Annotated in this window: 14 protein-coding genes; 11 read left to right on the forward strand and 3 right to left on the reverse strand. The window is 63.8% G+C overall.

All coding sequences use genetic code 11. The features are described 5' to 3' along the window. Nucleotides 1–2: 2 nt before the first annotated feature. From PSV38_RS02300 to PSV38_RS02345, 10 genes are all read left to right on the forward strand, one after another. The gene (locus PSV38_RS02300; RefSeq protein WP_300544397.1) at nt 3–596 is read left to right on the forward strand and encodes a chalcone isomerase family protein; all 594 of its coding nucleotides are present in this window, start codon (nt 3–5) and stop codon (nt 594–596) included. Then, nucleotides 589–1,845 (forward strand): MFS transporter, encoded by a 1,257-nt coding sequence (locus PSV38_RS02305; protein WP_300544400.1) that lies wholly within the window; start codon nt 589–591, stop codon nt 1,843–1,845. The genes PSV38_RS02300 and PSV38_RS02305 overlap by 8 nt, the downstream gene beginning before the upstream one ends. A 14-nt stretch (nt 1,846–1,859) precedes the next feature. Further along, a complete protein-coding gene (locus PSV38_RS02310) occupies nt 1,860–2,399 on the forward strand; it encodes a DUF3833 domain-containing protein (RefSeq protein WP_300544402.1) in 540 nt (179 codons plus the stop codon). A 15-nt stretch (nt 2,400–2,414) separates the two neighbouring features. After that, entirely contained in the window at nt 2,415–3,194 is a 780-nt protein-coding gene (locus PSV38_RS02315; protein ID WP_300544404.1) for an SDR family NAD(P)-dependent oxidoreductase, read from the forward strand. 471 nt (nt 3,195–3,665) lie between these two features. Next, entirely contained in the window at nt 3,666–3,947 is a 282-nt protein-coding gene (locus PSV38_RS02320) for a DUF3567 domain-containing protein (protein WP_300544406.1), read from the forward strand. Nucleotides 3,948–4,044: 97 nt separating this feature from the next. After that, entirely contained in the window at nt 4,045–6,159 is a 2,115-nt protein-coding gene (locus PSV38_RS02325; protein ID WP_300544408.1) for an EAL domain-containing protein, read from the forward strand. A 9-nt stretch (nt 6,160–6,168) separates the two neighbouring features. After that, nucleotides 6,169–7,602, forward strand: a complete 1,434-nt coding sequence (locus PSV38_RS02330) for a bifunctional diguanylate cyclase/phosphodiesterase (protein ID WP_300544410.1) — start codon at nt 6,169–6,171, stop codon at nt 7,600–7,602. Nucleotides 7,603–7,654: 52 nt separating this feature from the next. Next, a complete protein-coding gene (locus PSV38_RS02335) occupies nt 7,655–8,740 on the forward strand; it encodes a homocysteine S-methyltransferase family protein (RefSeq protein WP_300544486.1) in 1,086 nt (361 codons plus the stop codon). A 509-nt stretch (nt 8,741–9,249) separates the two neighbouring features. Next, nucleotides 9,250–9,549 (forward strand): Arc family DNA-binding protein, encoded by a 300-nt coding sequence (locus PSV38_RS02340; RefSeq protein ID WP_300544412.1) that lies wholly within the window; start codon nt 9,250–9,252, stop codon nt 9,547–9,549. Beyond that, nucleotides 9,546–9,947 carry a type II toxin-antitoxin system VapC family toxin gene (locus PSV38_RS02345; protein ID WP_300544414.1) on the forward strand — a complete coding sequence of 134 codons (402 nt, stop codon included), beginning with the start codon at nt 9,546–9,548 and terminating at the stop codon, nt 9,945–9,947. Before PSV38_RS02340 ends, PSV38_RS02345 begins: the two co-directional genes overlap by 4 nt. A 37-nt stretch (nt 9,948–9,984) precedes the next feature. Here the strand turns inward: PSV38_RS02345 and PSV38_RS02350 are convergent, their stop codons facing one another. The 3 genes from PSV38_RS02350 to PSV38_RS02360 form a co-directional block, all read right to left on the reverse strand. After that, nucleotides 9,985–10,827, reverse strand: coding sequence for a hypothetical protein (locus PSV38_RS02350; RefSeq protein WP_300544416.1), 843 nt, complete (start codon nt 10,825–10,827; stop codon nt 9,985–9,987). A 186-nt stretch (nt 10,828–11,013) separates the two neighbouring features. Next, on the reverse strand, nt 11,014–11,466 hold the full coding sequence (gene ybeY, locus PSV38_RS02355) for an rRNA maturation RNase YbeY (RefSeq protein WP_300544418.1): 453 nt from the start codon (nt 11,464–11,466) through the stop codon (nt 11,014–11,016). After that, entirely contained in the window at nt 11,463–12,473 is a 1,011-nt protein-coding gene (locus PSV38_RS02360) for a PhoH family protein (RefSeq protein ID WP_300544420.1), read from the reverse strand. The genes ybeY and PSV38_RS02360 overlap by 4 nt, the downstream gene beginning before the upstream one ends. A 143-nt stretch (nt 12,474–12,616) precedes the next feature. Between PSV38_RS02360 and PSV38_RS02365 the strand changes: the two genes are divergently transcribed. Continuing rightward, complete coding sequence (locus PSV38_RS02365) at nt 12,617–14,740, forward strand: ATP-binding protein (protein WP_300544422.1); 2,124 nt, start codon at nt 12,617–12,619, stop codon at nt 14,738–14,740.

Below are 14,740 nucleotides of genomic sequence, written 5' to 3' on the forward strand. Positions count from 1 at the left end.
CCATGAGCTTGCCACACAGCGCTCACCAGGCATCACGCCGACAAGCCTTGCGGTGCGCGGGGGCCCTCGGCATGGCGAGCTGGCTGGGCCCGATGGCGCGGGCGCAAGCCAATGCACCCCGCGACACCCCCACGCCACCCGAGCTGACCCAGCACCTGCCCCAAGCCCGCCTGCAAGGCAGCTCGCGCTTTCGTTACTACGGCTTCCACGTGTACGACGCGCAGTTGTGGGTGCTGCCTGCCTTTGACGCGGCCAAGCTGTTCAACCAACCCTTTGCCTTGAGCCTGATCTACGCGCGCAGCCTCAAGGCGAGGGACATCGCTGAACGATCGATTGAAGAGATGCGCCGCCAGACCACGCTCAGTGAGGCAGATGCACAGCGGTGGTTGCAGGCCATGACAGCGGCCTTTGCGGATGTGCGCGAGGGCGACCGTTTGACCGGCCTGTACCAAGTGGAAGGGGCGGCCAGCTTCTTCCTCAATGGTCAGGCCACCCAGGCGATCAAGGACAAGCGCTTTGCCACGCTGTTCTTCGGCATCTGGCTGTCCGGTGCCACGTCGGCACCAGCCTTTCGGCGGGACTTGCTCGGTGTCTGACGCGCCCCTGCCCCACGCTGCCTCGGCCCGCTATGGTTTGCTGGGCCTGCCTTTGGCCTTCGTGGCCCTGCCTTTGTACGTGATGCTGCCCTCGCATTACGCGCAGCTGGGCGTGCCCTTGGCGCTGCTGGGCCTGGTCTTGCTGGGCACCCGTTTGTTCGATGCGGTGATCGATCCGGTGCTGGGCCGTTGGGTGGACGCGCAGTGGTCACCTCCCCGCGCCTTGAAGGCGGCGGCCGTGGCGGCTTTGGTCTTGGGGGCGGGCTTTGCGGCCTTGTTCTTCCCGGCGGTGCAAGGCAACACGGCTTTGATGCTGTGGTGTGCCGTGGCGTTGATGGGCACCTTCGTGGCCTTCAGCCTCGCCAGTGTGGTGCACCAGGCCTGGGGCAGTCGCCTGGGGGGCTCGGCGGTGCAAAGGTCGCGCCTGGTGGCCTGGCGCGAGGGCTTGGGCCTGGTGGGTGTGCTGCTGGCCAATGTGCTGGCCACGCAAGCGGGCCTGTTGGTCACCACCATCGTTTTGTGGATCAGCCTGGCCGTGGGGGTGTGGGCCTTGAGCAAGGCCCCCGTGCCGCGCAAGACCTGGGCACATGCTGCTTTGCTGCCCGCCGACCAGTCGCTGGCCTTGCCCTGGCGCGGCCGTGAATTCCGCCACCTCATGGCCTTGTTCATGGTCAATGGCATCGCCAGCGCGATTCCGGCCACCCTGGTGCTGTTTTTCATCAACGACCGCGTGCAGGCCCCCAGTTGGGCGCCCCTGTTCCTGGGTGCTTACTTCGTCATGGGCGCGGCCAGCGTCCCGGTCTGGTTGAAGCTGATCAAACGCTTTGGCCCCTCCAACGCCTGGGCCGGTGGCATGGCCCTGAACGTGGTCACCTTCATCGGTGTGCTGGCCATTGGCGCGGGTGATGCTGTGGGCTACCTGGCCGTCTGCGTGGCCAGTGGCCTGGCCTTGGGCGCCGACCTCACCGTGCCCGGCACCTTGCTCACGGGCGTGATCCAGCGGGCGGGCCACGCGGGCCAAGCCGAGGGCGCCTACGCGGGCTGGTGGCAACTGGCGACCAAGCTCAACCTGGCCCTGGCCGCAGGGTTGGCGTTGCCCGCCTTGCAGTGGTGGGGCTATGGGCCTGGCGCGCGTGATCCGCAAGCCTTGCAGGCCTTGAGCTGGGCCTATGGCGCCTTGCCTTGCTTGTTCAAGCTGTTGGCTTTGGCCTTGTGGTGGCGCTTGTGGCGCCGCCAAAACCTCGAATGAAAGCACCTCACCCCATGCGCACCATCTCACGATCCAAATGGCTGGCCTTGTTGCTGGCGCTGAGCCTGATGGGCTGCGCCAGCGCGCCCACCCCGGCCGACTACGCCGACCAGAAGCCCACGCTGGATTTGCGTCAGTACTTCAATGGCCCGCTCACCGCGCACGGCATCTTCACCGACCGCTCGGGCCGCGTCGTCAAGCGTTTCACCGTGCAGATGGTGGGCCGCTGGACCGGTGACCAAGGCGTGCTGGAAGAAGACTTCAGCTACAGCGATGGCACCCAGCAGCGCCGCGTCTGGCGCATCACCGACCATGGCCAGGGCCGCTACACCGGCCAGGCCGATGACGTGGTCGGCACAGCGCAAGGCCACGCCGCAGGCAACGCCTTGCAGTGGGCCTACACCCTGCGCCTGCCCGTGGATGGCAAGACCTACGACGTCCAGTTCAACGACTGGATGTACCTGATGGACCAGCACACCATGCTCAACAGGGCCGCCATGAGCAAGTTCGGGCTGCACCTGGGTGAAGTGACCTTGTCCTTCCACAAGCCTTGACGATGAAAGCCTGACATGGCCCTCAACCCACGCATCACCGTTTGGCAAGGCCGCACCGTCTGGCTGATCGGGGCCTCGACTGGCATTGGCCGCGCCACGGCCTCCCTGCTGCACGCCAAGGGCGCGCACGTGATCGTGTCGGCGCGCAATGTGCAGGCCTTGCAGTCCTTTGTGGTGGCGCACCCCGGCAGCGATTTCGAAGCGCTGGACGTGGCCGATGCGGTGGCGGTGCGCGAGGCGGCCGCGCGCATCCAGGCGCAGTCGTCATCGGGGCGGCTCGACATGGTGGTCTACTGCGCAGGCCACTACCAGGCCATGCGGGCACAAAGCTTTGACCTGGGCGAGGCCCTGCGCCACCAGCAGATCAACTACGTGGGGGCCTTGCATGTGCTGGCCGCCACTTTGCCTTTGCTCACCGCCCAGGGGGCAGGGCACCTCAGCCTGGTCGGCAGCGTGGCGGGCTTTCGCGGCTTGCCCAAGGCCATGGCCTATGGGCCGACCAAGGCCGCGCTCAACAACCTGGCCGAGTGCCTCTACCTGGACTTGCACCCTTTGGGCATCGGCGTGTCAGTGATCAACCCGGGCTTTGTGCAAACGCCGCTGACGGCGGGCAATGACTTCGACATGCCCGCCCTGCTGACGCCCGAGCAGGCCGCCGCCGAGATCGTGTCGGGCTGGCACGCGGGTCGTTTCGAGATTCACTTTCCATGGCGCTTCACCCTGTGGCTCAAGCTGCTGCGGCACCTGCCCCACGCCTGGTATTTCCCGGCGATCAGCCGCATCACGAGGGGTTGAGCTGGGCCTGAGATTTCGAAGGGCCAAAAAAAACCCCGCCGAAAGGGCGGGGCGGTGTTCAATCCGTGAAAAGAACTGGAACTGTGGAAGCTTGTCCTTGGTGTTGTGGGCGTGTGATGCGTTCCTCACGTCACCGCCATGTGATCAAGCCCCGTTATCGACTCCCCTCTCCACTTCAAACGTGATGACAGCTTGTTGTGTGATCGCTAATGTAGGAGGGGCCATGGGGTGGCCATATCCCTCTGTCGGGGGTGGTGTGCTGCAGCATGGGCTGGAGGGCTAAACACGCCCCCGTGTTTGAGGGGGTTGGTGCGGCACTTGTCGTGCAATTAGCCACAGGCGAGCCGTTGATGGGGCTGGCGGGCCCTCAAGTCGGGGGGTGTTCCTGTCGAAGGAAACGTCATCATGAGCTTGCGCTTGCCTGCTGTGTCCCCATCTGAGAGACAAGCCCATGAATCTGGAGTGCAGTCCATGCAAATGCTTTACAACTCCGACAACTACGCGGTCGTTCAGATCGAGTTGGCTGCGGATGAGTTCCCGGTTCCCCCTTCGGTCGTCAGCACCCTCACCCGAGGTGGTTACGAGATCGTGGACAAGTTCGCCCGCAAGGAACTGTTCATCGAAGGCGCCCTGGCTGAGAGCTTCAAGGTGGGGGTCGATGCCCTGATTGAAACCTCGCCCAGCGTCGAAGAGTTCGACGCCTACCTGGAAGGCTTCACCGGCCTGGCTCAACAGCCAGTCGTGATGCATTAGGCAGATCAGCCTCCCAGCCATTCAAGTCCTGGCAGCCGCCGCCGAAATGTAACCAGACTACCCCTGTAATCTGGATTTACGTGGCCGCGGAGGGCTGATGCCTCAAGACCTGTTGGTCGTCCGCCATGACGGCGTTGCACTGACCGCAGCGTGGTTCTTGGCGGTTTACGCCATTTACGTCATGACCCTGGTGATTCGCCGCGTGCGGGCTTCGGACCGTGACGTGAGAATTGGCTGGTGGATGGGCGGCGCTGTGACGGTGGGCACGGGCATTTGGGCCCAAGGCTTCATCAGCATGCTCAGTCGCCAGTTGCCCATCCAGGTGGGCTATCTGCCGGCCGTCGTGATGGCCGCGTGGTTGCCGGCGGTGCTGATCTGTGCCGTGCTCATCTGGTCGGTCAGCCGGGTTCATCAGCCCATGGACAAGCGCGTCACCGCCGGGCTGCTCGGGGCCCTGGGCTTTGGTTTTCTGACCTATCTGAACGTGTCCGCCATGGTCTTGCAACCCGAGGTGGTCTGGGACCCGCTTTGGCTGTTGGCGTCTTTTGCCGTCATCCTGCTCGGCAACGTCCTGGCCTCGGTCATGCTGCGGCGAGAGTTGTTGCGCGAGGCGACATTCTGGAACCAGGCGAAGGTGGCGTTGGTGGTGGGCAGTGCGGTGCACTTGTCCCAGTTGCTCATGCTGGAATCTGCGGGTGTGCCGGTGGGCGCCGTGTGCCTGAGCGCGCAGCAGTTGTCGGGCACTCACCTGGATTGGCTGGTCACCCTGGTCAGTGGCGTCTTGCTGATGGGGGTGCAGTTGTGCACGATCCTGGACACGCGTTTGCGCCACCAGCATGCCCAACTGCTGTCCTCGCTCCGGCAGGCGCACACCGAGCTGGAGGGGGCGGCCCACCGCGATGCCCTGACCGGCCTGCTCAACCGACCAGGTTTCGAGCATCACCTGCGCGAGGTGATCCAGTCGCTGGACGAGGCGGGTGAGGCGCCCGCGGGGTGCCTGGCCGTGATGCGCATCAACCTGGATGGCTTTCGCGCCCTGGTCAACACTTATGGGCACGCCCTGGGAGACAAGCTGCTGCGCCAAGTGGCCAAGCGCCTGCTGGTGCTGGTGCGCAACACTGATGCGCCAGCGCGCGGTGATGGCGAAGAGTTCATGCTGCTCCTGCCCAGCATGCCCGACCAGCACGCGGTGGCCCAACTGGCCCACCGCATCGGCTTGGCCGTGAGCCAGCCTTGCGTGATCAATGGCGAGGACGTGACCATCACTTGTTCCATCGGCATCGCCCTGTACCCGGACAGTGTCACGGTGGAACAACTGATCGGTCATGCCAACGAGGCCATGCTGGCCGCGAGCAAGGCCGGTGGCGGCGTGTATTGCCTGCACGAGCCGGGCATGGACATCAGCGGTGCCAAGCAGGTCGAGATGCAGCGCGACCTGCGCTATGCCATTCAACGCGGCGAGTTGGCCTTGCACTTCCAGCCCAAGCTGGACGCGGTGCGAGGGGGCCTGGTGGGCGTGGAGGCGCTGCTGCGCTGGACGCACCCGCAGCGCGGCCCCGTCAGCCCGGCCGATTTCATCCCCGTGGCCGAGCGCTTTGGCCTGATCGGCGAACTGGGCCAATGGGTGATGAACGAAGCCTGCCGCCACATGCGTCTTTGGTTGGACGCGGGCTTGGAGATCCCGGTGGCGGTCAACATGTCGGCGCACCAGCTGCGCGAACACGACCTGGAAAGCCGCATCCGCGAAACCCTGGCGCGCCACGCCCTGCCCGCCGGCATGCTGATCCTGGAGATCACCGAGTCGGTGGCCATGGACGACATTGAAGCTTCACTGAAAGTGTTCGACATGCTAGACCGCATTGGCGTGAAGCTGTCGATCGACGACTTTGGCACCGGCTATTCCAGCCTCAGCTATTTGCGCCGCCTGCCCGCGCGCCAACTCAAGATCGACCGCAGCTTTGTGCGCGACCTGGACCACAGCGCCGATGCGCAGGCCATCGTCGAAGCCGTGGTGCGCCTGTCGCACGCCCTGGGCATGACCGTGGTGGCCGAAGGCGTGGAGACCGAAGCGCAGCGCCAGGTGCTGGTCAAGCTGGCCTGCGACGAATTGCAAGGCTTCCTGTTTGCCAAGCCCATGGCCGAGCCTGACCTGCGGGCCTGGATGGTCGCGCAGGCCGTGCCCATGGCCCCGATCCACTTGGTACCCGCATGAGGGAATCGAATGCAGATGTTTGAACGCTGGATTGCCCGGGCCAAGGCCCTGTGGGCAAGTCCTTCCGTGGTGCCGTTGACGCCGCCGCCCGCGCCGGTCAATTTGAAAGACCTGAGCCACCACGACCCGTTGACGGGCCTAGCCAATCGCCTTCTGTTTGAAGACCGGCTGGATGGCGCGGCGCGCCGGGTCGAGGCCTCGGGCCGCCGATTGGGCGTGTTGTTCATTGACGTGGATGGGTTCAAGGCCGTCAACGATTCGTATGGCCACCGCGCTGGCGACGAGCTGCTGCGCGAAGTGGGCCGCCGCGTGGCGCTGCAGGCGCGGCAAACCGACACGGTGGCGCGCCTGGGCGGCGACCAGTTCCTGATGCTGCTGGATGGCAACCCGGACGCTTCGGCCGCCGCCGTGGTGGCCGCGCGTTTGCGGGCTTGCCTGGCCGACGTCATCCGGGTGGCAGGGCGCGATTTGCGCCTGTCCTGCTCCGTGGGCATCGTGCTCTACCCGGACCATGGCCCGCGCGCCAAGCTCCTCGCCCATGCGGACGCGGCCATGTCGGTGGCCAAGCAGGCTGGTGGCGGCATGCACGTGTTTTTTGAGCCGCACATGGCGGTGAACAGCGAAGCCCAGATCGACCTGCAGCGCGACCTGCGCCATGCCCTTGACCTGGGCGGTGATGGCCTGTCGCTGGACTACCAGCCCAAAGTGGACACCAAGAGCGGCCGCCTGACCGGCGTGGAAGCCTTGCTGCGCTGGCGGCATCCCCATCAAGGGCTGATCGAGCCCAGCCTGTTCATCCCCGTGGCCGAACGCTTTGGGCTGATCGGGATGCTGGGCCAGTGGGTGATCGATGAAGCTTGCCGCCAGCAACGCGCCTGGCAGGACGAGGGCCTGGACTTGCGCGTGGCCATCAACCTGTCGGTGCACCAGGTGCGCCAGGTCGATCTGGTCGATCGCATCGAACAGGCCCTGAAGGCGCAGCGCATCCAGGCCGACCGCTTGATGTTCGAGGTGTCCGAGATCGCGGCCATGGCCGATCCGCAAGCCTGCGTGCGCCTGTTCGAGCAGTTCATGCGCCTGGGCGTTCAGGTGTCGATCGACGACTTTGGCATGGGCAACGCCAACCTCACTCAATTGCGCAAGCTGCCGGCCTGCCAGCTCAAGATCGACCGCAGCATTGTGCAAAGCCTGGAGCATGACGAAGACGCCAAAGCCATCGTGGACGCGGCCGTGCGCCTGTCGCACGCCTTGGGCCTGAACGTGGTGGCCGAAGGCGTGGAAACCACGCACCAGCAGGACATCCTGTTGCGCTTTGGCTGTGATGAACTGCAGGGCTATTTGTTCGCACGGCCCATGTCGCCGGTGCAGATGGCCTTGTGGGCGCGCAGCAGTGAGGCGGTGCCCCGGCCCGAGCCGCCGGTGCGCCTGGGACGGCCGAATTGACCGCTTTTTTGCGGCGGCTTGACGGGGTTTCTACAATGGGGGCATGAGCGCCATCCTCACCCCCTCCAAAACCACCTTGCCGGTGGAACGCCGCCCCTACACCCGTGGGGCCCAATTGCCCGAGATCATGCGCCAGCGCATCGTCATCCTGGACGGTGCCATGGGCACCATGATCCAGCGCTACAAGCTGACCGAGGCCGATTACCGGGGCTCGCGTTTCCTTGAGCACCACAAGGACCTCAAGGGCAACAACGAGCTTTTGCAGTTGACCAAGCCCGAGGTGATCAGCGAGATCCACGAGCAGTACCTGGCTGCGGGCGCCGACCTGATCGAGACCAACACCTTTGGCGCCACCACCGTGGCCCAGGACGACTACGACCTGCCCGAACTGGCGCGCGAGATGAACCTCGAAGGCGCCCGCCTGGCGCGCCTGGCCTGCGACAAGTACAGCACGCCTGACAAACCCCGTTTTGTGGCAGGCGCCATTGGCCCCACGCCCAAGACCGCCAGCATCAGCCCCGACGTGAACGACCCTGCCGCGCGCAATGTGAGCTTCGACACCCTGCGGCAGGCTTATTACGAGCAGGCCGAGGCTTTGCTCGAAGGTGGCAGCGATGTCTTCCTGGTAGAAACCATTTTTGACACGCTCAACGCCAAGGCCGCGATCTTCGCGCTTGATGAGTTGTTTGAGAACACTGGCGAGCGCCTGCCCATCATCATCTCAGGCACGGTGACCGATGCGTCAGGCCGCATCCTGTCGGGCCAAACGGTGGGCGCGTTCTGGCACTCGGTGCGGCATGCGCACCCGCTGGCCATTGGGCTGAACTGCGCTTTGGGCGCCGCGCTGATGCGGCCGTACATTGAAGAGCTGACCAAGATCGCAGGGGACACCTTCGTCAGTTGCTATCCCAATGCGGGCTTGCCCAACCCGATGAGCGACACCGGCTTTGACGAAACGCCGGAGATCACGGGCGGGTTGTTGGAGGACTTTGCCAAGGCGGGGTTCTTGAACATCGCAGGGGGGTGTTGCGGCACCACGCCACAGCACATTGCGGCGATTGCCAAGCGGGTGGGGCAGTACAAGCCACGCTGCTTGCACGAAGGGGCGACGGGGTTTTTGAGCGGGCTTGGGCGCTGACGTTGCTTTTTCGGGGCGTCATCAGTGGTCGTCGCCTTCCCGCTGGTGCTGCTCTTTACCCCTTTTGAGGCCAAGGCGGGCCTCAGCTTCTCTTTCAGATGAGCAACCACGGATTCTGCGGAGTGCGTAGCATGTTGTGCGGATTGCCGAGGCAGCTCCATTCATCAGTGATGAGGGGCCACTACACTGGATTTGCAAAGCAGTTTGGCTCTCATCGTCACGTTGGGTGCAACTGACGGCGCCGTCGCGCGCAAGCTGCGCCGCAGCCGCCCCGCCAGCGCGCTGCCGAACGGTTTCGGGCAACCTTCCACACCTGAGGGATCATCACGTGGAAGAAGGCCTTCAGGTCGACGCGGCCCACGCAAGGCAACTTTGCCGCGTTCCACGCTGGGGTTGTACTTTTCAAAGAAGGCGATGTCGGCCTGTTGGCGCAGTTCGCGGGTGACTTATTCCTGGGTGGCAATACAGTAGCCAGTTCAGGCTCATACCTCGGTGGACAAGGCTGGCACTTGACGAAGGCGAGCTTGGAAACCATAATGGTTCCATTTTGGTTGTATCGCGTTATGCCCACAACATTGACCCTGAAGAACATTCCGGACGAACTATATGGGCGCTTGAAGGCCGCGGCAGAGGCGCACCGCCGCAGCTTGAACAGCGAAGTGCTGGTATGCCTTGAGGCTGTTTTGCTCCCGCAGCGAATGTCTGTGGAAGACCGTTTGGCCAGAGCCCGACAGTTGCGCCAGGCGTTGCCAACGGGCGCCTTCAATGCCGATGACATTACACGCTTGCGTGATGAGGGGCGCGCGTGATTGTTGTTGATTCGAACATCCTGGCATGCCTGTACCTTCCGGGAGACTTGACGGCACAAGCGGAACAATTGTTGGCCGAGGATCCTGATTGGGTCGCACCGCCGCTTTGGCGAAGTGAGTTCCGCAATATTTTGGCGGGCTACATCAGGCGGGGTGCGCTGACCTTGGACCAGGCATGCGCCCTCCAGCTAGAGGCGGAAGGACTGCTTAGCGGACGTGAGTACGACGTTGACTCACATGACGTGCTGGAGTTAGTGACGGCAAGCGAATGCTCTGCCTACGACTGCGAATTCGTGGCGCTTGCAAAAAAGCTGGGTGTGAAGCTCGCGACGATGGACAAGAAGGTACTCAGAAATTTTCCTGAGGGCACGATTTCCATTGACAGCGTTTCACACTGAGTCAAAGCCTAAGCCACATACCGTGGCCAAAGTGAAGTCAACCCCACAGCGCATCCCGATGCCGTGCCACGGCCTTGCCGAAGCTGGAATCGGCCCAGGCCGCACCAGCACGTTCGCGCACGGTTTCAGGCCGGGCACGTGAAGGCTTGACCAGCACCTTCCACAGCTGTGGAATGATCACCTGGAAAAAAGCCTTCAGATCAGCGCGGCCCACGCAGGGCAGCTCGGTGCCGCGTTCCCACTGAGGGTTGCATTTCTCGAAGAAAGCGATGTCGGCCTGCTGACGCAACTCGCGGGTGATGGGGGTCACGTCGCCCTTCAGGCAGTTGTAGCCATCGCCAAAGTCCAGCACCATCGATTCCTTGTCCAGCTTGCCGGGGAACAGCGTCTCGCAGTACGTCTCGGCGATGTGCTTGAGGTGGTCGTTCTTCTGCGTGGGGTGCGGGTAGTAATCGGGGAAGTTGCGGCTCAAGAGCAAGAAGGTCTTGTAGCCCTTCGAGATCAGGAACCAGTACTGAGGCGTCAGCGGGTTCTTGACGGCTTCCCACAGCACGCGCTTCACAAAAGCGGCGTTGATGGCGCGGTTGCCCCAGTGCTCCTTTTCCAGCACCGTGTCGCCACTGAACACGCCCTTGATTTCCTTGCCATCGACCTGCATGCGGTACACGCCGAAGGTGGAGAAGCCCACGATGGCGTCGTCACGTTGGCGGCGCACGATGAAGGCCCCGGTTTTCTTGCCCAGGTCGGTCACGAACTGGTCGAGCGCGACATTGTCGTAGTAGCGGCAAAACACCTTGAACATGTCCCGAATGTCCTGAACAGTGATGCTGTTCAAGGCTTGGTAACGGGTGTAGATCTTGGCTTTGGAGGGGTGGGACATCAGGGACCTCAAGGGGTTGGCTTGGCCGATGTCTCGATTCTGCGCACTGGGCTCTAACCCGTTCAGGGGGTGCCCCCCAACACCCCCTCATTTGAGCGTGCCTGCCACCGTGCAGTAATGCACGCATCGGCACTTTCACGCTTTTCGCCCGCCCCGATTGCAGGTATTCAAACGTTTGTTTGTTTGCTAATAGGGGTCGGCAAAGCCCAGCGTGGCCAGGATCTCGCGCTCTTGCGCTTCCATGGCCAGGGCCTCGTCGTCCACTTCGTGGTCAAAGCCTTGCGCGTGCAGGGTGCCGTGCACCAGCATGTGCGCATAGTGGGCGTCGATCGCCTTGCCTTGTTCTTGGGCTTCACGCTCGATCACGGGGGCGCAGATCACCAGGTCGGCCGTGACCACCGGCTCTTGCGCGTAGTCGAAGGTCAGCACATTGGTGGCGTAGTCCTTCTGGCGGAAGTCGCGGTTCAGGGCGCGGCCTTCTTCTTCTCCCACGATGCGCACGGTGATCTCGCCATCAACCCCATCCACCGCCAGCGCGGCGCGGATCCAGCGGGCCACCTTGTGGCGCGGCAGGTGCTCGCGGTGGGTCTTGTCGGCGAATTGAAGGCTCAGGCTCAGATTCGGTTTGGCAGTGCTCATGCGGTGGGGGTGTCGTTCAGCAAGTCGCGGTCATAGGCCTGCACGATGCGGCCGACCAGCGGGTGGCGCACGATGTCGTGCGGGGTGAAGCGGGTGAAGGCGATGCCGGTGACCTTGCGCAGAATGCGTTCGGCCTCGATCAGGCCACTGCGCGCGCCCTTGGGCAGGTCGATCTGGCTGACGTCGCCGGTGACCACGGCCTTGGTGCCAAAGCCGATGCGCGTCAAAAACATCTTCATCTGCTCGGGCGTGGTGTTTTGCGCCTCGTCCAGGATGACGAAAGCGTGGCTGAGCGTGCGCCCGCGCATGAAGGCCAGCGGGGCCACTTCGATCTGGCCTTTCTCAAAGGCCTTGGTGACGCGGTCAAAACCCATCAGGTCATACAGCGCGTCGTACAAGGGGCGCAGGTAGGGATCGACCTTTTGCGACAGGTCGCCGGGCAGGAAGCCCAGGCGTTCGCCGGCCTCCACCGCCGGGCGGGTCAGCACGATGCGCTGCACCATGCTGCGCTCCAGCGCATCGACCGCGCAGGCCACGGCTAGGAAGGTTTTGCCGGTGCCGGCCGGGCCGATGCCGAAGGTCAAGTCGTGGGTCAGGATGTCGCGCAGGTAGCTGACCTGGTTGGTGGTGCGGCCCTGCAGGTCGCTGCGGCGGGTGCTGAGCATCGGGCCTTCGTCGGGCTCGTCGTCAGGGCCGGGTTCGGTCGCCGCGTCCTTGGCGCCGCGCTTGCTGCGGGTGGGCTTCTGGCGCTGGGCCAACAAGGAGGCCAGCGCCAGTTGCACTTGCTCAGGGCTGATCTGCCGGGCCGATTTGGCGTACAGGGTCTCCAGCATCTCCAGGGCTTCTTCAGGGCGCCCTTTGGCGCCATCGATGCGGAACTGGTCACCGCGCCGGGCCAGGGTCACGCCCAAGGCGGCCTCAATGGTGCGCAGGTGCTCGTCCATCGGCCCGCACAAGTGGGCCAGGCGGGTGTTGTCGAGCGGGATGAAACGGTGGCGCAAGGTCATGGAAGGCCCAGGGTTGAACGCATCGGTGCACAAAAAGCCCGCAAATTGTCGCTTGACCGGGGCATCAAAGTGTGACGGATCTTGCAGAATGGGGCCGACATTGCGCATGGTGCGCAGTTTTGGCCATGGGATTGACGTTATTCATGTTGCAACGCTGGTGGCAAAACCTGTTGAATCGGACGCGTTCGGCCGCATCGGCCCAAGCCGCGCTCGAGACGCCGTCCGGCACCGTGATCCCGGTCAGCCGGGCGGGGCAGTGGCTGCTGTTGACGCTGGGCCTGGCGCTGGCCTGGGTGGTGGGTTGGGGCCTGGTGGTGCTCAACCAGGAGGCCATCCGCCTCAGCAAGCCGACCCTGGCCGATGGCGGGGCCACCACCTTGCTGTTCCGTGATGCCTGGGCTGTGGCCAGTGCGGCGGCGCACTATCCCATCGACCAGCCAGGCCAGTCCGTCGGCTTGCCCGATGAATGGCCGCGCTCGCACCCCAGCTACGAGGGCAGCATCTGGTACCGGGTTCATTTCGAAACGCCCCTCCAACCCACCACCGACAAGCTGTTGGCCGCCTACATCGAGCGGGCCTGCTCCAACGTCGAGGTCCACCTCAATGGCCAGTTGCTGTACCGGGGTGGCCGCATGACCGAGCCGGTGGCGCGCAACTGCGACCAGTCGCACGTGGTGCCCCTGCCCACTTTCTTGCTGCGCACCGGCTCCAACCAGCTGGACTTGAAGGTGACCGGTTACCCGATCGAGCGCGTGACTGCCCGCCAGCGTGCGGGTGGCCTGGACGAAGTGCGCGTGGGCCCCTTGCAAGACATGCAACGCATGCACCAGGACCACGAGTTCTGGTCCAACACGGTGTCCCAAGTCATCGCTGGCATCCTGGTGGTGCTGGGTTTGTTCGCTTTGGGCCTGGCCTGGGTGCGCCAGCTCAGCTACCTCACCTATTTTGGCTTGTTGACCATTGGCTGGTCTTTGATGACGGGGCGCTGGTGGATCAACGAGCTGCCCGTGTCCAACGCCTCCACGGAGGTCCTGGTCGCGATGATGTTCGCGCCCATGACGGCCTTTGCCATCAAGTTCCTGCTGGGCTATTCCGGACACGGCGTGCGCAACCGCAAAGCCCGCGACCTGACCCGTCAGGTCAATGCCCTGTTGTGGGCGCAGTGTTTGCTGCTGCCGCTCAGCCTGTGGCTGGTCGGTGTGAATGGCCTGTTCCTGGTCGCTCGCCTTTGGTATGTGCTGTTTGCGCTGGAGTTGTTTGTGGCCATCGGCTATTTCCTGTGGCATTCGGGGCGCACGCGCAAGCCGGAGTTCTGGCTGATGAGTGTGGCCCTGGGGGTGGTTTCGGCCGTGATGGGCATCGAGCTGTTTTTCCAGAATGGGCTGCTGCGGGTCTGGGGCGTGCACGTCACCTACTTTGTGATGCCGGTGTTGTACGCGGTGGTGGCCGTGCGTTTGATCCAGGTCTACGCGGGTGCCTTGAAGACCGCCGAGGGCGCACGCAACCAGTTGGAGAAGCGCGTGCAGGAGATCAGCGCCGAGATCGAGCGCAACTTCAACCAGATCGCCGAGCTTCGGGTGGAGCAGATCGCCGAGAAAGAGCGCAAGCGCATCGCCGCCGATCTGCACGACGACCTGGGCGCCAAGCTGCTGACCATCGTGCACACCAGTGACAACGACCGCATCTCCACGCTGGCGCGCGAAGCGCTGGAAGAAATGCGCCTGTCGGTGCGTGGCCTGACCGGGCGGCCCATGGTCCTGTCTGATGCCTTGGCCGACTGGCGGGCCGAGGTGGTGTCTCGCCTGGGGCAATCGGGCATCGAGATCGAATGGCGCAATTCCATCGACGAGGTGGAAGAACCCCTGTCGGCGCGCACCTATGTGCAGACCACGCGGATCATCCGCGAGGCCGTCAGCAACATCATCAAACACAGCCAGGCCTCGCACGTGGTCATCCACACCGATGTGCACCTGGAGCACCACGACTTTTTGCTGGTGATCCAGGACAATGGCAAGGGCATTCCGATGGAGCTGGACGGCCGCCTGGACCGAGGCCATGGCATGACCAGCATGAAGCACCGTGCCAAACAGCTCAATGGGCAGTGCCTGGTCGAGTCCGGGCCGGGTTTTGGCACCGTCATTCGGCTCACTTTGCCCCTTGAAATTGCCGTCGTGCAACAGAAGGTGCCCCTTGAGCACACGCAAGCGGCTAGCACTGCTAGCATCCCCAATGGTGCACAGGGATCTCCCCTGGGCACGACCCCTTGA

The organism is Aquabacterium sp., from assembly GCF_029946005.1.
GTDB lineage: Bacteria > Pseudomonadota > Gammaproteobacteria > Burkholderiales > Burkholderiaceae_C > Aquabacterium.